Source organism: Dyella sp. NPDC103356 (assembly GCF_055584465.1).
The window spans coordinates 237889-262322 of sequence record NZ_JBVJLZ010000004.1 but is presented as its reverse complement, the minus strand read 5'-3'; the positions used below and the strand labels follow the sequence as shown (position 1 = coordinate 262322).

Below are 24434 nucleotides of genomic sequence, written 5' to 3'. Positions count from 1 at the left end.
CAATGAAACGATGGCAGGGCTGGCTGGCGGCGACGCTGCTGCTGGGTACGTGCTGGGCCCACGCGGCAACGTCACGGGTACTCGATGATTTCGGCCAACCCGGCGCATGGCGCGCCAGCGGTACCGACGACATCGATACATCTCTGCACGCCGTTCAAGGCAAGAACGGAGCTGGCATCTGCCTGGATTTCAACTTCAACGGTGTATCCGGCGCGGCAACACTCCATCGCGATCTGCCGGTCGACTTTCCAGAGCACTTCGCGCTGTCGTTCGATACGCGTGGATCGATGAAGCCGAATGATCTTCAGGTGAAGTTGATCGATGCCAGCGGCGACAATGTCTGGTGGTATCGGCAAGAGGCGTTCGAGCCCAATGCCGATTGGCAGACCATCCGTGCGGACGATCGCCAGGTCGAGTTCGCCTGGGGCCCATTGAAAGACCATGCGCTCAAGCGAACGGCCGCTATCGAGTTCACCGTCTATGCCGGCCAGGGTGGCAAGGGGCAGCTTTGCGTCTCTCATCTGCACTTGCAGCCATTACCGCCGCACGCCGCCGACAAACCGTTGCCGCAGACGCCGAATGCCTTCTTCCAGGAACAGGCGAAGAAGGCATCGCGCGGCATGTATCCACGCGGGTTCTCTGGTGAACAGAGTTATTGGACGTTGGTCGGCGTAGACGGCGGAGCCCGGCATTCGGCGCTGATCTCCGAAGACGGTGCGGTGGAGGTCGACAAGGGCGGCTGGTCGATCGAGCCGATGCTGTTCGAAGACGGCAAGGCGATCGACTGGGCGAGTGGCAAAAACACGCAGCGCCTCGAAGACGGTTACCTGCCCATGCCTACCGTGCGCTGGCAGGTCGACCAACTAAGTCTGGAAACCACCGCCATCGCCAACGGCAGCCAGGCGCATTCGCAGTTGTTGCTGAGCTACGTCCTGCGCAACGACAGCGATCGTCCACGACAACTGACATTCGCCTTGCTGGCACGCCCTTTCCAGGTAAACCCGCCGACGCAGTTTCTCAATACACCCGGGGGCATCAGCCCGCTACACCGATTCGCCTGGGACGGCCGCGCGCTGCGTATCAACGACAGCTATACCGTGCAGCCGCTACAAGCGACCGATGCGTTCGTCGCCAGTCCGTTCGATGCAGGCAATCTGCCCGAGCGCCTGACGCACGGCGACGAACCGGCGGTATCGCAGTTGGGCGACCCCAAAGGGTTCGCCCAGGGTGCCATGCTTTATCACGTCACCATCGCACCGCATGGTAGTCGGCAGTTTGCGTTGCTGATGCCATGGACGGGTGCCATGCCATCGATCGGCAACCAGCCCATGACGTGGCTCGAACAACAGGTGCAGCAGACCGCTGCTACTTGGCGCGACAAGCTCAATCGCGTCACCTTGCACGTGCCGACCGACCAGCAGGCTATCGCCGATACGGTACGCAGCGCGCTCGCGCAGATATTGATGTCTCGCGACGGACCGGCGCTACAACCGGGCACGCGCTCTTATGCGCGGACGTGGGTGCGCGACGGCGCCATGATGACCGAGGGACTGGTGCGCAGCGGCCATGCCGATGTCGCGGCGGAGTTTGTCCACTGGTACGCGCCGCATCAATTCAGCAACGGCAAGGTGCCTTGCTGCGTCGACGCTCGCGGCTCCGACCCGGTGCCGGAGAATGATAGCCACGGTGAATTGATCTTCGCCATCGCTGAGCTGTGGCGGTACACACATGATCGTGCGGCGCTCGAGGCACTTTGGCCGCATATCGAGCGCGCGATCGCCTACATGGACAAGCTACGTGCCAGTGAGACCCGACCGGCACCGCTCTTCGGCCTTATGCCCGCATCGATCAGCCATGAAGGCTACTCGGCCAAACCGATGCATTCGTATTGGGACGATTTCTGGGCGCTCAAAGGCTATGACGACGCGGCGATGCTTGCCGGTGTGCTGGGCAAGCCCGACGAAGCGGCAAGGTTCTCCTTGTCGCGCGACGCCTTTCGCAAGGACCTGGCGCAATCCATCGATGCGGCCGTCGCGCAGCATCACATTGACTACCTCCCTGGCGCGGCCGAACTGGGCGACTTCGATGCGACGTCCACCACGATTGCGCTCTCGCCCGGCGACGGCCAGACGTGGCTGTCGCCTGCACTCGTCGAGCAGACTTTCCAGCGTTACTGGGATGGATTCGTCGCGCGCCGTGACGGAAAAAATGCTTGGGAGGACTACACACCTTACGAAGTACGCACCATCGCCAGCTTCGTGCGCCTTGGCTGGCGCGATCGCATCGGGCAGCTGTTGACGTTCTTCTTTGCCGATCGTCGACCGGCGGCGTGGAACCAGTGGGCGGAGGTGGTTGGGCGCGATCCGCGCAAGCCGCGCTTTGTCGGGGACATGCCGCATGCGTGGATTGCTTCGGATTTTCTGCGCTCGGCGTATGACTTGTTTGCTTATGAGCGGGCGAGGGATCAGGCGCTGGTATTGGCTGGCGGGATTCCTGCCCAGTGGCTCAAGGGCGATGGCGTTGGGATCGAGCGGTTGCGGACGCCTTATGGATTGTTGAGTTATTCGCTGCGCGAGCAGGGGAAGCAGCTGGAGTTGCGTGTTGAGGCAGGGGTGGCAGTGCCGCCGGGTGGGTTGGTGCTTGCCTGGCCCTATTCGGGAGTACCGGATGGAAAGGTTCTGATCAATGGGGAAGTTACGCGTTGGCGAAACGGGGAGCTGGTTATTCGCCGTGTACCGGCGAAGGTGACGATTGCTCTTCCATAGTTGTGTTTGACCTTTCCTACTTCGTCATCCCGGCGCAGGCCGCGATCCATTCCTCAGCGCCTCCGCTTGCGAAATCTTATCTAACGAGCGGCAGACTGAGGTGTGGATCCCGGCCTACGCCGGGATGACGAGGTTGTAGCACGGAGGCAGATGTCCGGCGCAGAAATTCCGCTCTTAAAACTTCCCAGCCCGAAAATCCGCAATCGCCTCATGAATCTGCTCGGGCGTATTCATCACGAACGGGCCATAACGAGCCACCGGTTCCTTCAGCGCCTTGCCCGCCACCAGCAACACGCGTGCCGCGGCATCGCGCCCGGCGACACGTACGCTGTCGCCCTTGGACAGCACCGCCAGTTCGCTGCGTCCAAGACGCTCACCGGCAACGGATGCATCGGTGCCGTCGAACACATACGCAAAGCCGCTATGGCCTTCCGGCAACGGGATCTCGATCTGCGCGCCCGGCTGCACCGCGATGTCCATGTAGATCGGCGCGGTGGCAATGCCATTGACCGGACCGACCGCGCCATCGAGTTCGCCGGCGATCACGCGCACTTCGACCCCATCGCTGGGATGCACGACGGGAATGCGATCCGGCGCGATGTCCTGATAGCGCGGCGCGGTCATCTTGTCCGAGGCGGGCAGGTTGACCCATAGCTGGAAACCCCACATCAGGCCGTTTTCCTGCTGCGGCATTTCCGAATGCAGGATGCCGCGGCCGGCGGTCATCCACTGCACACTGCCGGGGCCTAGATCGCCGCGGTTGCCATGGTTGTCGCCGTGCTGCATATGGCCGGCAAGCATGTAGGTGACGGTTTCGAAGCCGCGATGCGGATGCTCCGGGAAGCCGGCGATATAGTCGCCCGCCTGGTCGGAACGGAATTCGTCCAGCAACAGGAACGGGTCGACCATATCCAGGCCGGGCTGGCCGATGATGCGCTTCAGGCGCACACCAGCACCGTCGGAGGTGTCCATGCCACGTATGCGGCGGAGAATGCTGCGCTCGGTCATAAAGAGTTCCTCTTACTTCGGATCCCGCCAAGATGGCGCCGAACGAAGCCTACGCCAAGCCGCGCGATACGAACGGATTGTTTCCTAACCGAGCGGGTTGCCGCATTCAGGGCAGAACTTGGCGGTGGACGACACCGGATGCTGGCAGCTCGGACAGGCGTCGGGCCTTGGCTTGGCGAAGCTCGGCGTCACCGGCGGGCTTGGCGCCACCGCATCGACGACGCCCTGCAGCGCAGCCCGCGGATCGGCACCCGCGCTGGCCCGGTTCATCGAGTTCATCGCGGCGATCTTTTCCAGGTCCGCGCGCGAGGCGGGCATATCGACGCTGCTCTGGCCTTCGGCAAAACGCTGCAGGTGCTCGCGCAGGGACAAGGCCAGGTCGGGCCGGCCGCGCAGACCGATCATGCGGCGCTGCGAGTCGGCACCGAAGGTCACCGAATCGACTTCGGCCACCCACACGCGCAAGGTCATGTCGTTGACGCTGATGATCTCTTTCTCGGTACGCACGCGGTCGGTGAACTGCGCGCCGATCGCGGTATTGGACCGCTGGAAGTTGCCGTCGACTTCCACCCAGGTCAGGCGCGAGGTGAAATCGAAGCGCGACCACAGGATATGGCCGGCACGCAGACAGAAGGTGGCGAGCGAGAACATGCCGCCGGCAAAACAGATGTATTCCCAGATCACCGGCTCGGTGAAACGCATGGACACCTTGTGCGCGAACAGCAGCAACGCCACCGCCGTGGCCAGGGTGTAGAGCACACCCAGGCCGCTCAGCAGGGTCAGCCAGCGATAGCGCGGTTCGCGCAGTGCATCCTGCAAGGTGATCTTGCGCATGTCGTCGCGCGGCATCGGCTGGGTTTCTTCCAGCAGCTCGCCGTTGAAACTGCCCGAGGCGCCGACGGTTTGCGGAATCTGTCGCGCGTAGCGACGGTTCGGAATCTGTTCGATCCAGCCGCGCTGCATTTCGCGATCGAGTTCCACCAGCACCTGATTCGGCGGCGCGTTCATCGATACCGTAGCGATCTCGCAAGCCATGATGGTCTGCGGCGGCGCCACCATCTGACGCAGCAGTGCAATGAAGAACACCACCACGGCGGTAATCGCGCAGATCAGCAGAAACAGCGCCTGTCCGCTGAGATCGACACCGCCGAGCGTGCGCAGATGCGGCGACAGGTTGTGAATCAGCACCGGCGCAAGAATCGCCACCAGCACCAGCCCGATCAGTCCGCCAGGGCCCAGATGCGTACGTGCCAGGGCGCCGCGTTCCAGCGGAATAAACAGCAAGGCCGCCGTATAGACGAAAAAGAACAGGCCGAGCCAGGCCAGATCGTTCGCTTCGGACACGCCGAGCATGGTGGCCAGCAAGGCCACCAGCACCACGATCAAGGTGAGCCCGGTACGGAACTGCAGCTGAGCGACCCACTGAATCGGCTGCGGCGCCCAGATCAGTGGGCGAACCATGCTGTAGAGCAGGCCGTTCAACGCGCCGGTGGGCTCCTCTACCGCAATCGCACCGCCACGCATGGTGGCTTTCAGGCGCGGCGCATCGGGTTTTTCGCCGGTCTGGCCCTCGGCCAGTTCGCCGGCCAGGCCTTCGGGTTTGCCGCGGCCGAAAAAGAAACGCAGTCGGCTCAATGCCGTAGCCGCGTGCTTGATGCCGCCGGCCAGCATGCCGATGCCGATAATGATCGGGGCCAGCGACCAGCCTTCGAGATGGGCGGTCAGCCCGTTGCGCGCAAGGAACAACGCATACAGACCGCCGCCGATAAGAATGACCGCCGCGGCCATGCGGAAGACATTCTCGACCCGGTAAGGGTTGGGGAAATCCAAGCGCTGCGCGCTTGAACCGTATTCGTAAGCCATCCTTCTCTTCCCCTCAAGGGTCGCTGCCGTCGCCGACCGCAGCGCTTTTGCTCAATGCACCCAGTGCCCGCTGCGCTGACGCGGCGGTGTCGTGGTTTTCTCTTCGGGCTCTTCGTGAACCAGGGCTTCGAGCTCCGATTCCGTCGCGGGATGTTCCAGCCAATACTGACCGACCGCGCTCAGCACCATGGGCACTTGCGACAGGCACTCGTCGTATTCATCGTCACTGAGCTTTTCGAAATCGGCCTCGGCACTCAAGATGCCCTCGTCGACCGCCAGCGCCATCACCGGGCCGAGCAGTTCCATCAGTTGCGGATCGTCAGCCAGGCGCTTTTCCCACAGACCGGCGCGCAAATCGATCGCACGGCTGAAACCTTCGCACCAGCCCGCCGCGCTGAGCACGGGACCGGCTTCGGTATCCACTTCGCCAAGAATCGGCTCATAGGCATCGACGTCGAGCTCGGCGCTGATCGAATCGTTGAGCTTGGCCAGCAGCGCCAGTACGCGATTGCCTTCGTCTTCATCGACGAAGGGTTCGTGCAGCACTTCAGGCAGCCATTCTTCCGGCAGTACCTGCAGCGGCCCGACCGCCAGCGCCGAGAGCATGCCGTGCACGCCATCCAGCAGCAGGTCGCCGTCGTTGGCATGGACGCGCAGGTAACGGTCCAGCTCGTCGAGCTCGTTGTCGTCCAGCGAACTGGGCCAATCTTTCTTGGGCGTATTCATCAGATATCCAAATCCAGCGTCACCGGCGTGTGATCGGAAGGACGCTCCCAACGTCGTGGCGTGCGATCGATAGCCGCCGCCTTTGCCACGGATTTCAGGGCATCGGAGATCAGGATTAGATCGATGCGCAGACCCATGTTGCGCCGGAAAGCCGCCTGACGGTAGTCCCACCAGCTGTAGTGTTCCCCGGCCGTTTCGAACAGGCGAAAGCTGTCGGTCAGGCCGAGGTCGGTAATCGCCTTGAGCGCCGCCCGCTCCGGTGGTGAGCAGAGAATGTCCTCGCCCCAGCTCACCGGGTCGTAGACATCGCGGTCATCCGGCGCGATGTTGAAATCGCCCAGCACGACCAGTTTCGAGTGGCGCGCGATTTCCTGCGCGAGAAAATCGCGCATCTTCGCCAGCCAGTCGAGCTTGTAGGTGTATTTCTCGTCGCCGACCGCCTTGCCGTTGACGACGTAGAGATCGACCACGCGCACGCCACCGACGGTGGCCGCCAGGATGCGCCGCTGCGGATCCTCAAGACCGGGAATATCGGTAAGCACATCCTCAAACGCATGTGTGTCGCGCGCGAGGATGGCCACACCGTTATAGGTCTTCTGGCCGGAGAACACTGCGCGGTAGCCCATCGCGGCAATCTCGTCGACTGGAAACTTGGCGTCTTCCAGCTTGGTTTCCTGCAGCGCCACCACGTCGGGCTGCGCCTCGGCCAGCCACTGGGCGAGGTGCGGCAGGCGCACCTTCAACGAATTCACATTCCAGGAGGCAATTTTCATCGGCGCATTGTAAGCGATGCGTCAGGCCAGGCCGTGGCTCTTGAGCAGAGCCTCCGGTTCGGGTTTGCGCCCGCGGAACGCGACAAAGCTCTCCAATGCCGGACGGCTCGCGCCCACGCTGAGAATTTCACGGCGGAAACGCTCGCCGGTGGCGCGATCGATGACCCCGTGGGCCTCGAACTCGCCAAACGCATCGGCACTCAGCAGCTCCGCCCACAGATAACTGTAATAGCCGGCGGCATACCCGCCAGCAAAGATGTGGCTGAACGCGTGTGGGAAGCGCTGCCAAGCCGGCGGATGCAACACCGCCACCTCTTTACGTGCCTGTTCGAGTACGGCCATGGTCTGAGCGCCGGTGGTCGGGTCGTATTCAAGATGCAGCAGAAAGTCGAACAGAGCGAACTCAAGCTGGCGCACCAGGAACAGGCCGGCATGGAAGTGCCGTGCATTGAGCATGCGCTGGAACAGTTCGTCGGGGAGTCGTTCGCCGGTTTCGTAATGGCGCGCGAACAGATCGAGGGCTTCGCGGTTCCAGCCGAAGTTCTCCATGAACTGGCTGGGCAATTCCACGGCGTCCCATTCGACACCGTCGATGCCGCCGATCGACGGCAACGAAATCTCGGTCAGCAGATGGTGCAGGCCGTGGCCGAATTCATGGAATAGCGTGAGCACGTCGTCGTGCGTCAGCAGCGCCGGCTTGCCTTCGGTCGGCGGCGCAAAGTTGCAGGTCAGGAAAGCCACCGGCAACTGTTCGTGCTCACCATCGCGGAAACGCGCGCGGCAAACATCCATCCAGGCACCGCCGCGTTTGCCGTTGCGGGCGTACAGGTCGACGTAGGCGCCTGCAAACACGCGGCCGTCGGCGTCGCGCACGTCGTAATAGCGCACGTCCGAATGCCATACGTCGACGCCATCGCGCGCGGCGAGAGTGATGCCATAGAGTTTTTCGGTCAGGCCGAACAAGCCGTCGATCACCGCCGGCAGCGGGAAATAAGGCTTCAACTGCTCCTCGTCGAGCGCGTACTGCTGCTGGCGCAATTTCTCCGAGGTATAGCCGACGTCCCAGGGTTCCAGGTTGTCGAGCTTGAGTTCCTCGCGAGCGAACTGGCGCAGCTCGGTCAGCTCTTTTTGCGCTACCGGCTTGGCGCGCGTAGCCAGGTCACGCAGGAACTCCATCACTTCCAGCGGCGACTGCGCCATCTTGGTGGCCAGCGACTCCTCCGCCGCGTTGTCGAAGCCGAGCAGCAGCGCCGCCTCATGGCGCAACGCCAGGATCTTTTCGATACGTTCGCTGTTGTCGTACTTGCCGGCATGCGGACCCTGATCCGACGCCCGGGTCTGATATGCCCAGTAAACGCGCTCGCGCAGGCCGCGATTATCGGCATAGGTAAGCACGGCCTGCACGCTGGGCTGCTTGAGCGTGACCAGGTAGCCGTCCAGCTGCTGGTCCTTGGCGTACTGGCGCAGCACCGCTCGGCCGGATTCGGGGATGCCGACGACGTCGCGCTCGTCGGTTAAGTGTTCGTGCCACGCGTCGGTGGCGTCGAGCACCGCGTTGGAAAACTCGGTCGACAGCTTGGACAGTTCGACGCCGATCTCGCGAAAGCGAGAGCGCGCAGGCTCCTCCAGCGATACGCCGGACAAGCGGAAATCACGCAGCGCATGCTCGACGAGGGCGCGCTCGGGCCGGCCCAGGCCCGCGAATTCCGGAGCGTCGGCCACGGCCTGAACGGCCGCATAGAGTTCGCGATTCTGGCCGACCTCGATCGAGTGGTCGGTCAGCTTTTCCTCCGCCGGTCCGTAGACCTTGCGCAGCGCCTCGCTGTCGGCGACCGAATGGAGGTGGCCGACCGGCGCCCAGGCGCGCGACAACTGCTGATCGAGCCGTTCCTGGCTCAGCATGACGCTGGCGAAATCGCGGGACGCGCCAGGCGCGGTGATGGCATCGATACCGCTGCGATAGTCGGCCAGAAGCGCCTCGATCGCCGGTTCGACGTGTTCGGGACGGATCTTCGAGAACGCCGGCAGGGCGTCGTCGGCCAGCAGCGGATTGTCTTTGCTCATGGGTGCTCCTTAACGATCAGGCGACCAGCGTGGCGACCACGCGGGTCGAAATCAAGCCGGTCCGTCATGGTTCGAAGATCCCTGCTTTCGTTTTGTCACAAACCGCGCCGTAACATCGCCGATCATGAGCTCAACGGATCTTGCCGGGTCGCTCGCACGCTATGCCGTCTTTCGGCATCTGGATGCGGGCGCGCTGGCGGCATTGGAACGCGAATTAGTGTGGTTCAGCCTCCCCGGCGGACGGCCGCTATTCAAGGCGGGCGAGCCGGCGGACGCGCTTTATCTGCTGAAAACCGGCAGCCTGGGCGTGTTCGAGGGGCCAACCGACCTGCTCGAACTGATCGCCCCAGGCGACAGCACTGGCGAAATCAGCCTGATCAGCGGCGAGGTCCGCCGCCGGACCGTGCGGGCGCTTCGCGATTCGGACCTGCTGCGCCTGGATCGCGCGGCGTTCGAATCGCTGGTCGCCCGTTATCCACAGGCGATGCTGGGTGTGGCCCAGGTGGCCATCGACCGCCTGCTGCGGCGCGATCGGCAGGAGGCCGTCCCATTCACTCCGCGTACGTTTGCCGTGCTGCCCGTCAGCGTCGAGGTCCCGGCGCGCGCGCTGGCGATGCAGCTGGCCCAGGCGCTGGAGCGTTACGGCAACTGCCTGGTGATCGATGCCTCGATCGGGGCCGGACGCGGTAGCGACTGGTTCGCCGAGCGCGAAGCCCAGGCCCGTTTCGTCATCTATCTGGATACCCAGCTCGACCCCCACTGGCGAGAGCGCTGCCTGCGTCAGGCCGATGCGCTGTTGCTGCCTGCCCTCGCCGCGCAGCCGGCACAGTCCTGGCCGGAAACGGCGCCGGGGCATCCGTCGCGGGTGCGACACCGTCCGCGCCACCTGATCCTGCTGCAACCCGGCCGCCAGCCCGGCCTGGGCTCGGCGCACCGCTGGCGCGCGCAGTTCAGTGGCGAGCTGCAGCACCACCATATCGGCCACCAGGGCGACGTGGAACGATTGGCGCGGATGATCAGTGGCCATGGCCGCGGCCTCGTGCTGGCCGGTGGCGGTGCGCGTGGCATGGCCCATCTGGGCGCGTTGCGCGCACTGCACGAGGCCGGTCATGTGTTCGACGCGGTCGGCGGTACCAGTATCGGCGGCATCGTCGGCGCGGGCGTGGCCTGCGGCTGGGATATCGACGCCATGACCGAGACCTTCCGTCGGGCCTTCATGCAGGGCCGGCCGCTATCGGACTGGACCTTGCCGCTGGTCGCGCTGACGCGCGGCCATCGCACCTCGGCAATGCTGCGTTCCACCTTCGGCGCGCTGGATATCGACGATATGGTGCTGCCGTTTTTCTGTGTCTCGACCTGCCTGTCCGGCAATGGCATGAGCGTGCACCGGCATGGCCCCTTGTGGCTCTGGCTGCGTGCCTCCTCGGCGATCCCCGGCGTACTGCCACCGGTGCTGCATCAGGGGCGCGTCTATGTCGACGGTGCGCTGGTCGACAACCTGCCCACCGACGTCATGGCCGACGACGGCATCGAACACATCACGGCCGTGGATATCCGCGCGGAAATCACCCTGGCCACCACCGCCGAGGAATTCGCCACACCGCCATGGTGGCGCGTGCTGATGCAAAAAGACGCCGATATCAGCCGCCCCGGCATCGTTTCGACCCTGGTGCGCGCGGCCATGGTCAACAGCGAAGGCCCCGCCGAACGCCGCCGCGAGCGCGCCGATCTGTTGCTGACGCCGCCGTTGGAACATGTGGGGATGCTCGACTGGAAGGATTGGCAAACGGCCATCGAATCGGGGTATCGGCATACATGCGAGATGCTCGAGAAGCGGGAAACGGGTAAACAGAAGTAAGAAACGAGTGAGGGCGACCCGCGCTCAACTACAATGCGGCCATGAACCCGCTACGCAGCTACAAAGGCATCACTCCGACCCTCGGCGCACGCGTCTACGTCGACCCCGCCGCTACGGTGATCGGTGCGGTAGAACTGGCCGACGACGTCTCGATCTGGCCGTGCGCGGTGTTGCGTGGCGACGTGCATCGCATCCGCATCGGCGCGCGCAGCAACGTGCAGGACGGTGCGGTGGTGCATGTGACTCACGACGGCCCGTATTCCCCGGGCGGCTTTCCGACCCTGGTCGGCGAAGGCGTGACCATCGGCCACGGCGCGGTGATCCATGCCTGCACCATCGAGGACTACTGCCTGATCGGCATGCATTCGACCGTGCTCGATGGCGCGGTGGTGAAAAAATACGGCTTCGTCGGCGCGGGCAGCTTGATCCCGCCGGGCAAGGTCGTTGGCGAACGGGAGTTATGGTTGGGCAACCCGGCCAAGTTCGTGCGTCTGCTCACGGACAAACAAGTGGAGCAGCTGCAGTATTCCGCCGAGCACTACGTGCGGGTCAAGGACGATTACCTCGCCGGTTGACGACGGTCGCCTGGCGTAAGAAGCCGGCTTCATCGCAAGATTTCCCTAAATACCGTCTGACGACAGCGTTGGTGGCGGGGGCGTTGTCATAAATTTTATTTCAGTCGATTAACGCCTGATATCCATGGCTACATTATCGTTACGTCAGTATATATATCCCTCCCACTGACACTGGCACCTCGATTAAGCACCAACGTTTATATGTCGGTGTTTGGAGTGACGTTTATCATTCAAAAGCATGGTTGTTACAGCGAATGTTTCCGCCACTTACTTTGCTGTTTTGTAATGCTTTTATGATCGCCAATATTTCCGTATGGATTTTATTACATGGAATATTTCCATGAGAATAAATTTTATTATACGACGGGTTTTTCCATCATTTTAAATAAACAGCGTGATAGGTTTATCAGCTGCAGACAGCTTTGTCTGCGCAGGGGCTGTTCTTCTTTGTACATCCATCGGGAGATATACGTCATGTCGCATCGCGCTTTGGCTCGTCGCGCCCTTTACTTGGCCAGCTTGTGTGCCCTGGGTTTTGCGGGCACGGTTTACGCCGACGGGGTTTCTCAACCCACGGTCGGTTCCTCCAACACTGTCGTGGCCGATCCGGCCGTGCCGCGTCCGGCCGGTACGCCGTGCGTGGTCGAGTTGTTCAGCAACGAAAGCTACGCCAATTCCAGCAATCATCCGTTCAACTATGCACCGCCGGCCGGTTGCCAGGGCAATTGGCAGAAAGTGGTGCTGGAAGCTGATTTTTCGATCACTGGTGGCTTGCAGGTCGATCGCGTCGCTAACATCTGGGTTGGTGGCGTGAACCTCTTTTTCGGCACCACGCCGCAGTCCAGTGCCACGCTGTCACCGAACTGGCATGTCGAGCGCGACCTGACCGACTACACCGCACTGCTCAAGTCGTCGCAGCAAGGTCAGAGCCTGATCAACAATATTGTCGACAACACCAATACCGGCACGATTCACGGAAGCGCCCGATTGTTGTTCTATCCGGGCAAGCCAGCCGCCACTGCAGCAAATGCTGTGTATCCGCTGGGCAGCGACCCGGTCGGCTCCATCACGACCCTGGCCACCTCATCTGCTTCGCTGACCAAGACCTTCACGCTGCCGCGCAACGTAGAAAAGGCCTATCTGGACGTATTTGCGCAAGGCCAGAATTCAGACGCGCTGTGGTTCAGCTGTGTGCCCAACCAATTCTCCGCCGAAGTTGAAGCATGCGGCGGCGGCAACTTTCGCGAGACTGAAATCAGCATCGACGGCCAGCCGGCGGGTGTCGCACCGGTATATCCGTGGATTTCTTCCGGTGCCATGGACTCGAATCTGTGGCGTCCGACGCCTGGCGTTCAGTCGCTAAACTTCCTTCCGTATCGCGTAGACCTGACCCCATTTGCCGGCGTGTTGAGCGACGGTCAGCCGCATGCGGTTACTGTCCGCGTCGAGGGCGCAAACCAGTCCTTCGCCGCCACCGCAGCGTTGCTGGTATACCAGGACGCCAACAGCAGCCAGGTAACGGGTAATGTTACGCGCAATACGCTGGCTGGCCAGTCAACTTCGCCGTCTATCAGCGATACGCTGCAGACCGATGCGAGTGGCAATCTGAGCGGTGCGATCAACACCGACCTCAGCCGTCAGTTCGTGATCGAGGGCGTCGTCAACACGTCCAAGGGCCGCGTTGTATCGACCGTGAAGCAAACCGTGGGCTTCGACAACACCCAGGACTTCATCATCAGTGGCACGCAATATCGCCAGACGATCAGCCAGATCACAACCGTCGAGAGCAATAGCCAGAGCAAGATCGGTTCGCTGATCGCCGCTGACTATAGCGAGAAGTTCACCTATCCGTTGGACGTGGATCTCAACCAGACGATCGACGACCAGGGTAACTTCAGCGTGGCGAACACGGTGCAGCAGGGCTACCAGAAGCACCTCGCTCACCGCCTGCTTGGTATTAATCTGTTTACGGCGAACGTGTCCAACACCGTCAATGCCAGCAATACGCAGATCTTCAATAGCGACGGCTCGACCTCGAATCAGGGCCAGCAAAGCTCGCAGGACTTCACCTATACCGACTCGCTGCTTGGCTGCTACAAGGCTTCGTTGACGACCTCGGCTGGGGCATTGGCCAGTTTCACCGATGGCAAGGGTTGCCCGGCCGGGATCAACCGTGTGTCCTGGTTCACCCATCCGGATGGTTCGTCCGATGGTGGCAACGCCAGCCTGCTCTGGTGATATCCGCCGATACGCTCCTCGCTCCATGCGAGGAGCGTATTTTTGCGGACGCAGCATCGAGGCCCAACGCAACTATGGCGTTGGGCTTTTCATTCAGCGACGTTATTGTGCGACTACCACGGCATAGACAGTTGCCGAAGAAGATCCGCTTTTCAGATTCGGCCCGGATACGGCGTCAGTGCGCGGCAGTGCCCTGAGCATTAGCCGCCTGGATAGCGGCCGCACGTGCCTCGTCCTGCTTGATCATCACCTGGCGCGCAGCATCGAGCTTGCCACCCAGCAACGAGAGCGTGTAGTTGGTGCTGTCGAATTCACGCAGCAATCCAAGCTCACGCTGTGCTTCATCGAGATCGTTGTTGTTGATCGCGCGCTCGACTTCTTCCGATGCCGAACTGAACAGATCATGCATGTTCTGCTGGGCGGTCTTATTCTGCCCATCCAGCTGCAGCACGGAGAGATAAAACTCGTACGCGTTGCTGCCGGCCGGAGCGACCAGATGCTTGTCCTTGATCGCCGTATCGGCCAGGCCGAGCAGGATGCCCGTGCCTGAATTGTCCGTGCTGGATGCCGATGCCGGCGCGCCGCCGGTCGAAACGGATGAGCCCATGCCAGTATGGCCGACGACGTACCAACCGATCGCGCCAAGCACGACAGCAGCTACCGCGCTGGAAATCCAGATGAGCCCGCGCCGGTTGGGCGTGGCGGAGAGAGAAGCGTTCATGACACCGGGGGGATCGGGGAAATCCGTCGCAACAGGAAGCTGCCCCCTGTAGACAGGTCCTCGCGACAACTTGATTACCGTAACCGGACAGCGTGTCAGGAATGTGACCGGAGTCCTGAGCGACGCTCAGCCGAAATGCCCGCCCACGATGCGCCCGTCCTTGTCCAGCTCGACAAAATACCGGCTGTTGTTGGAGCGGAAATCCATGGTGGTGATCGTATTGGGCATCACCAGCTGCACATCCGGATACATCGCGCGGAACTGTGCTGGCGTCGGGTGCGTTGCGATAAATGCATTGAACGCCGTCATGTCGGTGACATAGCCATGCACAGGCGCGGGACTGGCCGTCGACACGGTCTGGCAGCCTCCCAGGCCAAGCGCTACGGCGATGGTCGCAGCCAGGAACAGACGATGACGCATGGCGGTTCTCCTTGGTAGCGCCCGAAAGAACGCGCTCCTCGTCATCAACGAGGAGCGCGCTTCGACCTCACCACAAGATACTGGCATTGCCCCCATCAGGCGAACCGTCCGGATGGGTGAACCACGACAGGCGATTGCGCCCGCCAAGGCAGCCCTTGCCTTCGGTGTAGCTGGCCAGGGTGCCGGCCGAGGTGGTCAACGAAGCCTTGTAGCAACCCAGCAGCGAATCGCCATAGCTGAAGTCCTGCGTACTCTGCTGCCCGCTATGCGACACCAGGGCGCCAGTGGCATCGAAGACCAGCGTGTCGCCGGTGCTGATGGCATTGGCGATATCGGCAGTGAACAGATCGAAGCCAAGCAGGCGATGCGCCAGATGTTTCTGGTAACCCTGCTTTACCGCACTGGCGACGTTGCTGCTGCCGTCTTCGTTCGCGGTCTGGTTGTAATCGAGATAGAACGGATAGCTGATGTTCTCGCGATACTCGGCCGTGATCACCGGCCCCAGCTTGCTCTGGCTCACGCTATTGACCGTGGTGTTCTGTTGCGTGACCTGACGGTATTGCGTGGCGTTGATGGTGAATGTCTGCGTATCGGCAAAACCCACCGTCTGCGTCACCGTCGATTGCACACGCCCCTTGGAGGTATTGGCATAGCCCTCGATCACGAACTGCCGGCTGATGTCTGTATTGATCGAGCCGGAGACGTTGCCAGCACCATCGTTCTGCAACGTGTCGCTGACGCTGGGCGTCGGCGGCTGGTTGGCAAGCGTGTTGCGCGTAATACCGCCGGTGACCTGCTTGGCGTGCGCATCCTGGTACACCAGCAAGCTGGCGGTGGCCGAGAAATAGTTGTTTGCGCCGGCCACGCTCACCGAAACCGTATGCGGTTGGCCATTGCTCAACACACCCGCGAACGGTGTCAGATCAACGCGATACGGCAGGAAATTGAGCGTCTGCACGCCGGGTGTCGGGCGCCACATGTACGGGTCGATGCCACCGGTGTAGATCCACGGATAGACCGGCGCCACACCGGCGGGCTGGCCGTCGATGCTGACCTCGGTTTCGCGGAAATTGCCGCCGCCGCACTCCTCGACCTCGCTCGCGTACTGGTCGGGCACGCAGGTGTACCAGAACTCATCGCCGATCTGGCTTTGCGCGAATACATCCAGATACGCCTTCTCGACATTGCGCGGCAGCGTCAACGTCCTGGACAAGGTATCGCTCGAGGTAATCAGCGACGTGGTATTGCCAACCGGATCGCTACCAAGCGGATACACCGCGTCGGGTGCCGCTGCCGCCGGCTTGCCCGGATAGAACAGCAAGCGCGCGGTGCCATGGATCACACCCGTATAGGTGCCGTCGACGATATTGCCGATCAGGCTCTGGCCTTGCTGTGGCGACTTGAGCAGTGCGGTGTAGTCGGTGAGGTCACGCTCGATATGCCAGCTCGGCGCTACCGTGGCCGAGGGCTCCTGGGTGGTTCCGAAATAGATATTGACGCCGCCGATCCAGATATTGGCGGTGCGATCGAACTGACGTCCGGCCGTTACCGAGAAATCGGCCTCCAGCACCACCTTCGACCAGCTGCCCTGGCAACCGGCCGGCGGCGCATAGCTGAAGGTGTGATTGCTGAAATCCGTATATGTGGTATCGCCGAACAGCTCGACCACGCAAGGTTTGCCCGACGGGCGCGGCACCCCCGGATCAGCCACAGCGACATTGGCGGAACCGACAGTGGGCTGGGTAGCCCCATCAGCGAAAACCGTGCCCGCCAAACCCAAGGCACACGACAAACCCGCCAGGCACAGAACGTGGCGAGCCCAACCATGCTGCGACATAACGATGCACTCCCGTTACACCCCGAACCCCCTGCCGGCCGAAGCTAGCACGGGGCTGGGTTTAGAGGGGAGAAGAGCATCGTGTTCCCCATCGCAAGTTTATTCGGGCACCGCCGGCACTAGCCGGTCGCCGCCTCCAGTGCCCGCAGATAGGACAACGCATGCCCGCGATCTTTGCCGCACATGTCGATGTCCGGTTTCAAACCCGAGCACACCGCCGGCCGACCGGGTTGCCTGAAGATCGCGCAGCGATTGTCATCGGTCAGCTGCACGCAGCGCACGCCAGCCGGCTTGCCATCGGGCATGCCGGGAATGGGCGAGGAGATCGACGGCGCGATGCAACACGCGCCGCAACCCATGCGGCAGGCCAGGCTCATGCTCAGCCGTACTGTTGACGCAGTTCGTTGTAGACAGGCTCGGTGTCCGGGCGCTTGCCATGCCATAGCTCAAAGGCATCGGCCGCGGTTTCCACCAACATCCCCAAGCCGTCGACGATGAATTTGGCGTTGGCCACACGCGCCCAGGCGAGAAAGCCGGTGGCACCCTTGCCGTAGGACAGGTCGTAACAGGTAGCACGGTTGCCGACAAAACCAAACGGCAGGTCAAGTGGCTTGCCGAGCACGCCGGCCGAGGTCGCGTTGATCACCAGATCGAAGCTGCCGATGTCGTCGAGGTCTTCCCAATAACGCGTATGCGCGCGCAACGGCTCGCCGATCGCATCGGCCAGTTCGTCGGCTTTTTCGGGCGTGCGGTTGACGATGGTCAGCGTGCGTACGCCCGCATCCATCAAGGACCACGCAACACCTTGCGCGGCCCCACCCGCACCAAGCAACAGGGCATCGTGCCCGCGCAGATCCAGCTGATGGCGTTCGGTGAGGTCGCGTACAGCGCCGGCACCATCGGTGTTATGCGCAGCGATGCGGCCATCGGAAAGCAAGGTCAGCACGTTGGCGCTACCGGCGCGCGTGGCCGCTTCGCTGCGGACATCGGCCAATGCATACGCGGCGTTCTTGTGCGGCAGGGTGACATTGGCACCGCGCGCGCCTTCTTCGCCGAAGAAACGGCGCACGGCATCGGCGAAGTCGTCCGGGCTGGCATCGATCGTGCGATAGGCCAGCTCCAGGCCGAACTGGCGCGCGAACGCCTGGTGGATCTGCGGTGACAGCGAGTGGCTGATCGGATGACCGAAAACCGCGAACTGACCTGCCTTCATGAGCACTCCCTTGTAATGAGTCGACGGCCGGTCGGACCGGCCAAACGGCGATTTTATCGCGGTCGCAGTCCGTGAGATGACTGCCGCCCACACTTGCTTCCACACCATCACCGGATGCGAAGCGATGCGCCAGCCTACTCAATCCCATCAAGCCCGCCACCAGCGCCTGCTCGGCGCGGCGCTCGTGTGGTTGCTGGCCGGCACCGCCGCACTGCTGACCACCCTGGTTCCGGTGCATAGCGAGCAATGGGGCTGGACCCTGGCGTTCTGGCTGGTCGCGGCGCCCTTGTCGGTCCTGCTGGTGCTCGAACCCAGCCTGCCGCACCAGCTGCTGGCCCTGGCTCGCCTGCGCCGCCGACCGGTGCGCACGACGGTCTGGAACTAAAGAACATTCCGCTTGGCAGTGGATGAAAGCGGCAGGAGGCCGCGAGGGGACTCGTCGGTGGAAAGGGAAGCGGTGCACCACCCGCGAGCGGCATCAAGGGACGATGCCTATGCACCTGGCGACTCAGGGACGAGTCGCCGGCATGACCCTGCCTAAGCTCAGTCGGCTATGCCAAGCCGCTTGCGCTCCATCCGGCGCAGAAACTCCTGCATGATCCGGCGATAGAGATCGTCGCCCAGGTAGGCGTCTTCCACGCCTGCGTCGATCGACGGATTGTCGTTCACTTCGATCACGACCGGCTTGTCGGCGACCTGTTTCAGGTCCACGCCGTACAGGCCATCGCCGATCGGCTGGGTGGCTTTCAACGCCAGCTTGACCACCTCTGATGGCGCATCGCGTACCGCAATCGTTTCGAAACCGCCCGACTTGGCCGTGCCCTTGGCGCCATGGTTGTAAATCTGCCAGTGACCGCGCGACATATAGTATTTGCAGGCGTAGATCGGCTCGTGATTGAGCACGCCGATGCGCCAATCGAAATCGGTATAGACGAATTCCTGCGCCAGCAGCAGGGCGCTGTGCTGGAACAGTTCGCCCGCGGCTTTTTCCAGCGCTGCCTCGCTTTCCACCTTGACCACGCCGCGCGAAAACGAGCCGTCGGGAATCTTCAGCACCAGCGGAAAGCCCAGCTTGGCGGCGACATCCTTCAAGCCCTTCGCGTTGTCGCGATACAGAATCTCGGTGTTGGGCACGGCCAGCTTGCGCGACACCATCAAGTCGTTGAGGAAGATCTTGTTGGTGCAGCGAAGGATCGAGCTTGGATCGTCGATCACCACCATGCCTTCCTTCTCCGCGCGATGCGCGAAGCGGTAGGTGTGGTTGTCGCTGGCGGTGGTTTCGCGAATGAACAGGCCGTCGTACTCGGCCAGGCGCTGGTAGTCGTTCTTGCCGATCGGGTCGACCTCGATGCCCAGCTCCTTGCCGGCCGAGATAAAGGATTTCAGCGCCTTCTTGTTCGACGGCGGCATCGACTCGTCCGGGTCGACCAGCATCGCGATGTCGTAGCGGTAGCGCTTGCGCGCACGCGGCTTGCGCCAGAGCTTCTTGGAGAAGCGATCGAGCTCCTCGGCAAAGGCGTCTTCTTGCGCGTCGTCGAGCGTGTGCAGGCCGACCGGCTTGATCGAGCTGATCTGCCACACGCGGTCGCGCTCGAACTCGATCCGCAGCAGCGGGCACGGAAAGGTTTCGAACACCTGGCGGGCCAGGTCCTGCAGCGCCGGGTAAGCGGTCTCGCCGAAATAGACCAGGATGCCGAAGTCGGTCGTGTCGCGCCCGCCCGCCGGCAGAAAGTGGGTGAGCTTCTGGTTGAGGTCGTCGATATCCAGGCCGTACAGCGAGCGGCGGCGCAGGTCGTTGACCGTGCGCACCGAGGGCATCACGCGATGCCCGCGTGCCTCGGCCAGCAACGATACGTAGTAGCCCGTGCCCAGATACTTGTAGCTGCGGCACAGGTTGATGACATGTGTACGCTCGTCGTCATCGTTGTTGATCGGCTCGCGCAGATAGTCCATCGCGCTGACCACGTCCACAGACGGATAATACGAGCCCCAGTCGGAAGCTTTCTCGACGACGATGACGAGCCGGGTCATGACACCTCAGTGAGCCTGCCCTGGCAATCCGTCGCCGCGGGAGGACGTGAAAATTCGGCGCATGGTCGCCATGCGTTCAAGTCGCGCAGTGTGGCACATAGCCACTCACACACAAGTGTGCGCACTGAAGCCAAATTAAACGCCCGGGCCGGTCGTGTTTGCCGCCATGGGAAGGGACCGCTAGAGTGCCGCGCTTGTTCTCCTTCCCCTGAGCGCAGGACGCCACGATGACCCCTACGCCAGCTACCGCCGCCGTCCGCGTGCGGCGCGCCGAACTCTCCGATCTGGACGACCTGGTCGCGCTCGAAGACGCCACCTTCGACAGTGACCGGCTGAGCCGCGCGCAGTATCGCCGGCACCTGGACAGCGATACCGCGCAGGTGCTGGTGGCCAGCGCCAACCATCGCCGCTTTCTCGGCACCGCCGTGGTGTTCTTCCGCAAGGGCAGCCGGGTCGCGCGGCTGTACTCCATTGCGAGCAAGCCCGAGGCACGCGGCAAGGGTGTGGGCTCGGCGCTGATCGCGGCGGTCGAAGGTGCTGCACGCGCGCGGCACTGCCAGTCGCTGCGACTGGAGGTGCGTACCGACAACGAGACGGCGATGCGCCTGTACGAGCGGCTGGGATATCGGCAGATCGGACGCTATGCGCGCTATTACCAGGACGGTGCAGATGCCTGGCGATATGAGAAGGTGCTGGGCTAAGAGCGTCCCCTTGGCGCTTTAGAAAGGCTGTCCCATCCGCTGCTCGGTCGCCTCATCCGCCCGCGCCACTAGCCCGCCGGCACGCGACAGCGTCACCGTGTAATGCCCCTGATCCACCAGCGGCAGATACACACCGCCGCCATAGACCGCATCGACCTCCGGCAGCCAGGTCATATAGTTCTTGCGTAGGTCGACGAGGTCCTCGGCACCGTCACGCAGATCGATCACCGTGCGTGGCGCATGCGCTTCCTGGTCCGTATCGTCGTAACGGCCGCTGAGGCGGTCCAACCGATAGAGTGGCGGCACGCCGGCCAGCACCGCCGGCAGTTTCCATTTCACCACCAGCGCTTCCAGCCGCCACGCGTCGCCGGAGACGGTCATGTGCTGCACGCTGCCGTCAGGCCGGTGCAAGGTCAGCGCCCATTGCTGCGGCGACAGGATGCGTGCGTCGATCTCGGCGACGGGCGTTTCCTCGTCCAGCAGGCGGTAGCCGTGAATCATCCAGCCGGTGCCGCCAAGCAGCAGCGTGAGTATGAATGCCACCAGCACCACCACGGCACGGATGCCCGCCGAAAGGCGCAAACCCCGCTGCAGGCGATCGCGCAGCACAAACAGCTGCAGCAACGTCACCAGCAGCATGACTGCCGCAAGAATCAGCAGGATGGTCGATGGCCAACGCAGCCAGACACTCCAATCCATTGTTTTTTCCACCTCGACGAACACTACTGGCGCCTATGATAGCCAACCGCGCCAGCATGCTCGTTCTATACTCGCGCCGACCTGGCAGGAATTCTCACTATGCGTCGTTCACTTTCACTGGTTTCGCTTTGTGCCGTGGCGCTTGCCCTGGCGGGCTGCGGCAACAAGGGACCGCTTTATATGCCGGCCAAGCCGGCCACACCTGCGGCAGCACCCGCCAAACCTGCGGCACCTGCGCCTGCGACCAGCACGGTCAAGCCCGCTTCCGCCAGCAGCTCGCTCTGAGTCGACGGTGAGTTTGCGCTTCACCAAGATGCACGGGCTGGGCAACGATTTTGTCGTGATCGACGGCCGGGCTCCCGATTTCGAACTCGATGTGGCGCGGGTTCGCGCGATCGGCGATCGCTATCGCGGCGTGGGTTTCGATCAGCTGCTGACGATCGAGCCGGCGCGCGATCCGTCCTGCGCGTTCTACTACGGCATCTGGAACACCGACGGTTCGCTGGCCGGGCAGTGCGGCAACGGGGTGCGCTGTGTCGCCGCGTGGCTTTATCGCGCCGGGCTGATGTCAATGGGCGACGAGGCACGACTGGAGAGCCCCTCGGGCCCGGTGTCGGTCAAATTGCTGACAGCCACTCGCGTATCGGTCGATATGGGCGAACCCGATTTCGATCCGAAGGCCTCGCATTTCGACGGCGGCGCACCGACGATCGGCGTGACGCTCGGTCAACCGCCAGGGCCGCTGGCCGGCACGGTGGTCGAGTTTGGCGTGGTGTCGATGGGCAACCCGCATGCGGTGGTCACCGTGGACGATCTCCGTGATCCGGTGCTGGAAACCGTCGGACCCGCACTGACCACACATCCGCGCTTCGCCGACGGCGTCAATGCCGGTTTCGTGCACAAGCTGGCCCGCGACCACCTGCAACTGCGCGTCCATGAACGCGGTGCCGGCTGGACCCAGGCCTGCGGCACCGGCGCCTGCGCCGCCATGGCGGTGCTCCACCAGCGCGGCGAAGTGGACGACAGCGTGCAGGTCGATCTGCCTGGCGGCAGTCTGCGTATCGACTGGGCCGGCCCCGGCCACACCTTATGGATGACCGGCCCGGCCACCTTCGTCTTCGAGGGTGAATGGCTGGATATGGACCTAAGCGATTGATGCCCGGCATCGACTCGTCGCACACTCCGGCTGTGCGCCCCCTCCGCACGGTATTTGAGGACAAGGCATGACCGACACGGCACTCGTGGATCCGCTACAAGCCAGCGACGTGGCCGCTTATCTCAAGCGTCACCCCGACTTTCTCACCGACTACCCCGAATTGGCTGCCCAGTTGCAGCTACCGCGCGAACAGGGCCAGGTCGCCTCGCTGGCGACCTATCAGCTGCAGAACCTGCGCGAGAAGAACGCCGAGCTCGAGCGGCGCATGGCCGAGTTCATCGCGGTGGCGGCAGAGAACGAACAACTGATGCAGCGCGTGCACGAACTGAACGTGGCGGTGCTGCGCGCGCGTACGCCTGCCGTGGCCGCTCGCAGCGTGATCGCTACGCTGAGCGAAGATTTCCACACCGAACAGGTACGCCTGATGCTGTTCGGCGACGCCGCGCTGCCGCCGGCCGACTGGCTGGTGCTCGAACCCGGTGGCCGCGCGTCGATACCGGAGTTCGCCGACTTCCTTGCCCACCACGAACCGATCTCCGGCCGTCTGACCCACGAGCGCCTGCAACGCCTGTTCGGCCAGCACGCCAGTGAGATTCGTTCGGCCGCGGTGATGCCACTGGGTGAGCTGGGGTTGCTGGCGATCGGCAGCAAGGACCCGGATCATTTCCAGCCCGGCATGGGGACGGTGTTCCTCAAGATGATCGCCGCCACGGTAACCGCCGCCCTGGCACGCACGCAGGACGTCGTCTGACGCGCGTGTCCGGATGAAGCCCAGCGAGCACGTGGAAGCCTGGCTCGGCCGACTCGCCGGCGAGCGCAAGGCTTCTACGCATACCGTCGATGGTTATCGGCGCGATCTGGCCAAGTTGCTGCGTTACATGGAGGCGCAGCAGATCGAGCAGTTCGACACACTCGATTCGCATCGCATGCGCAGCTTCGTTGCCGCGGAACACCGCGGCGGCCTGTCGCCGAAAAGCCTGCAGCGTCTGCTGTCGTCGTGCCGCAGCCTGTTCCGCCAGCTCAATCGCGAAGGCACCCTGAGCCACGATCCGACGGCTGGCGTGCGTGGGCCAAAGGTGCACCGCAAGCTGCCGCAGGTGCTGGACGTGGACGAAGCGACCACCCTGGTCGAAGTCGATAGCGGCGGCAGCCTGGGCGTGCGTGACCGCGCGATGCTGGAGCTGTTTTATTCGTCCGGCCTGCGTCTGTCCGAACTGATCGGGTTGCGCTGGATCGACCTCAATCTCGACGACGGCGAAGTGCGTGTGCTCGGCAAGGGCAGCAAGACACGCATCGTGCCGGTCGGCCGGCATGCCATTACCGCGCTGCGTGCGCTGGGCGAAGCGGAAGGGCGTGCGCCCGAGTCGCCGATCTTCCGCGGCCGCGGCGGTGCCCCGATCAGTCCGCGCACCGTGCAAGCGCGGCTGAAACATCTGGCACTGGCGAACGGTTTCGCCAAGCACGTGCACCCGCATCTGCTTCGCCATACCTTCGCCAGTCACATGCTCGAATCGTCCGGCGACCTGCGCGCGGTGCAGGAACTGCTCGGCCACGCCGATATCGCCACCACGCAGATCTATACGCATCTGGATTTTCAGCACCTGGCGAAGGTGTATGACGCGGCGCATCCGCGGGCGAAAAAGCGTTAGAACGGCTTCGATCGCAATCAACGTTTACGTATGGCCTGTCGCGACCGCCGCATCGCAGGAACCGGTGTGTCTGATCGCGGTTGTCCCCGCAACCATTGAACCGCCAGCAGGCACCCCCACCTCATCGGTTCAAGTCT

General features: G+C 62.9%; 22 protein-coding genes. 10 read left to right on the top strand and 12 right to left on the bottom strand.

The window, feature by feature from the left end; genetic code table 11:
* Positions 1–2 precede the first annotated feature (2 nt).
* Positions 3–2765 carry a discoidin domain-containing protein gene (locus ACZ6WW_RS11120; RefSeq protein WP_465274242.1) on the top strand — a complete coding sequence of 921 codons (2763 nt, stop codon included), beginning with the start codon at positions 3–5 and terminating at the stop codon, positions 2763–2765.
* Positions 2766–2939: 174 nt separating this feature from the next.
* Here the strand turns inward: ACZ6WW_RS11120 and ACZ6WW_RS11115 are convergent, their stop codons facing one another.
* The 5 genes from ACZ6WW_RS11115 to ACZ6WW_RS11095 form a co-directional block, all read right to left on the bottom strand.
* Complete coding sequence (locus tag ACZ6WW_RS11115) at positions 2940–3773, bottom strand: pirin family protein (protein ID WP_465274241.1); 834 nt, start codon at positions 3771–3773, stop codon at positions 2940–2942.
* Positions 3774–3857: 84 nt separating this feature from the next.
* Entirely contained in the window at positions 3858–5636 is a 1779-nt protein-coding gene (locus ACZ6WW_RS11110; RefSeq protein WP_465274240.1) for a zinc ribbon domain-containing protein, read from the bottom strand.
* A gap of 51 nt (positions 5637–5687) precedes the next feature.
* The gene (locus ACZ6WW_RS11105; protein ID WP_281851129.1) at positions 5688–6362 is read right to left on the bottom strand and encodes a YecA/YgfB family protein; all 675 of its coding nucleotides are present in this window, start codon (positions 6360–6362) and stop codon (positions 5688–5690) included.
* A complete protein-coding gene (xth, locus tag ACZ6WW_RS11100) occupies positions 6362–7135 on the bottom strand; it encodes an exodeoxyribonuclease III (protein WP_465274239.1) in 774 nt (257 codons plus the stop codon). Before xth ends, ACZ6WW_RS11105 begins: the two co-directional genes overlap by 1 nt.
* Before the next feature lie 21 nt (positions 7136–7156).
* Entirely contained in the window at positions 7157–9199 is a 2043-nt protein-coding gene (locus ACZ6WW_RS11095) for a M3 family metallopeptidase (RefSeq protein ID WP_465274238.1), read from the bottom strand.
* Positions 9200–9323: 124 nt separating this feature from the next.
* Here ACZ6WW_RS11095 and ACZ6WW_RS11090 point away from each other — a divergent pair, with 124 nt between their 5' ends.
* From ACZ6WW_RS11090 to ACZ6WW_RS11080, 3 genes are all read left to right on the top strand, one after another.
* Positions 9324–11057, top strand: a complete 1734-nt coding sequence (locus ACZ6WW_RS11090) for a patatin-like phospholipase family protein (RefSeq protein ID WP_465274237.1) — start codon at positions 9324–9326, stop codon at positions 11055–11057.
* Positions 11058–11098: 41 nt separating this feature from the next.
* Positions 11099–11632: a gamma carbonic anhydrase family protein gene (locus ACZ6WW_RS11085; protein ID WP_281851133.1), complete on the top strand. Its 534-nt coding sequence runs from the start codon at positions 11099–11101 to the stop codon at positions 11630–11632.
* A gap of 474 nt (positions 11633–12106) precedes the next feature.
* Positions 12107–13870, top strand: coding sequence for a peptide-N4-asparagine amidase (locus tag ACZ6WW_RS11080; protein ID WP_465274236.1), 1764 nt, complete (start codon positions 12107–12109; stop codon positions 13868–13870).
* A gap of 175 nt (positions 13871–14045) precedes the next feature.
* On the opposite strand, the gene ACZ6WW_RS11075 is transcribed toward ACZ6WW_RS11080, so the two are convergent.
* From ACZ6WW_RS11075 to aroE, 5 genes are all read right to left on the bottom strand, one after another.
* Complete coding sequence (locus ACZ6WW_RS11075) at positions 14046–14591, bottom strand: hypothetical protein (protein ID WP_465274235.1); 546 nt, start codon at positions 14589–14591, stop codon at positions 14046–14048.
* A 126-nt stretch (positions 14592–14717) separates the two neighbouring features.
* The gene (locus ACZ6WW_RS11070; protein ID WP_465274234.1) at positions 14718–15011 is read right to left on the bottom strand and encodes a hypothetical protein; all 294 of its coding nucleotides are present in this window, start codon (positions 15009–15011) and stop codon (positions 14718–14720) included.
* A 67-nt stretch (positions 15012–15078) separates the two neighbouring features.
* On the bottom strand, positions 15079–16848 hold the full coding sequence (locus ACZ6WW_RS11065; RefSeq protein WP_465274233.1) for a peptide-N4-asparagine amidase: 1770 nt from the start codon (positions 16846–16848) through the stop codon (positions 15079–15081).
* Between the two features lie 119 nt (positions 16849–16967).
* Positions 16968–17225, bottom strand: coding sequence for a YkgJ family cysteine cluster protein (locus ACZ6WW_RS11060; RefSeq protein WP_465274232.1), 258 nt, complete (start codon positions 17223–17225; stop codon positions 16968–16970).
* 2 nt (positions 17226–17227) lie between these two features.
* Entirely contained in the window at positions 17228–18061 is an 834-nt protein-coding gene (gene aroE, locus ACZ6WW_RS11055; RefSeq protein WP_281851139.1) for a shikimate dehydrogenase, read from the bottom strand.
* Between the two features lie 124 nt (positions 18062–18185).
* On the opposite strand from aroE, the gene ACZ6WW_RS11050 reads away from it, so the two are divergent.
* On the top strand, positions 18186–18446 hold the full coding sequence (locus ACZ6WW_RS11050; protein ID WP_465274231.1) for a hypothetical protein: 261 nt from the start codon (positions 18186–18188) through the stop codon (positions 18444–18446).
* 158 nt (positions 18447–18604) lie between these two features.
* Here the strand turns inward: ACZ6WW_RS11050 and ACZ6WW_RS11045 are convergent, their stop codons facing one another.
* Positions 18605–20092, bottom strand: coding sequence for a RimK family protein (locus tag ACZ6WW_RS11045; protein WP_281851142.1), 1488 nt, complete (start codon positions 20090–20092; stop codon positions 18605–18607).
* Positions 20093–20319: 227 nt separating this feature from the next.
* Between ACZ6WW_RS11045 and ACZ6WW_RS11040 the strand changes: the two genes are divergently transcribed.
* Positions 20320–20793 carry a GNAT family N-acetyltransferase gene (locus ACZ6WW_RS11040; RefSeq protein ID WP_281851144.1) on the top strand — a complete coding sequence of 158 codons (474 nt, stop codon included), beginning with the start codon at positions 20320–20322 and terminating at the stop codon, positions 20791–20793.
* Between the two features lie 18 nt (positions 20794–20811).
* On the opposite strand, the gene ACZ6WW_RS11035 is transcribed toward ACZ6WW_RS11040, so the two are convergent.
* Positions 20812–21492, bottom strand: coding sequence for a hypothetical protein (locus tag ACZ6WW_RS11035; RefSeq protein WP_281851145.1), 681 nt, complete (start codon positions 21490–21492; stop codon positions 20812–20814).
* 99 nt (positions 21493–21591) lie between these two features.
* Between ACZ6WW_RS11035 and lptM the strand changes: the two genes are divergently transcribed.
* The 4 genes from lptM (at position 21592) to xerC (ending at position 24297) form a co-directional block, all read left to right on the top strand.
* Positions 21592–21777 carry an LPS translocon maturation chaperone LptM gene (gene lptM, locus ACZ6WW_RS11030; RefSeq protein WP_281851146.1) on the top strand — a complete coding sequence of 62 codons (186 nt, stop codon included), beginning with the start codon at positions 21592–21594 and terminating at the stop codon, positions 21775–21777.
* A gap of 7 nt (positions 21778–21784) precedes the next feature.
* Positions 21785–22648: a diaminopimelate epimerase gene (dapF, locus tag ACZ6WW_RS11025; RefSeq protein ID WP_465274230.1), complete on the top strand. Its 864-nt coding sequence runs from the start codon at positions 21785–21787 to the stop codon at positions 22646–22648.
* A gap of 67 nt (positions 22649–22715) precedes the next feature.
* Complete coding sequence (locus ACZ6WW_RS11020) at positions 22716–23399, top strand: DUF484 family protein (RefSeq protein WP_465274229.1); 684 nt, start codon at positions 22716–22718, stop codon at positions 23397–23399.
* Positions 23400–23412: 13 nt separating this feature from the next.
* Positions 23413–24297: a tyrosine recombinase XerC gene (gene xerC, locus ACZ6WW_RS11015; RefSeq protein ID WP_465274228.1), complete on the top strand. Its 885-nt coding sequence runs from the start codon at positions 23413–23415 to the stop codon at positions 24295–24297.
* Positions 24298–24434: the final 137 nt, after the last annotated feature.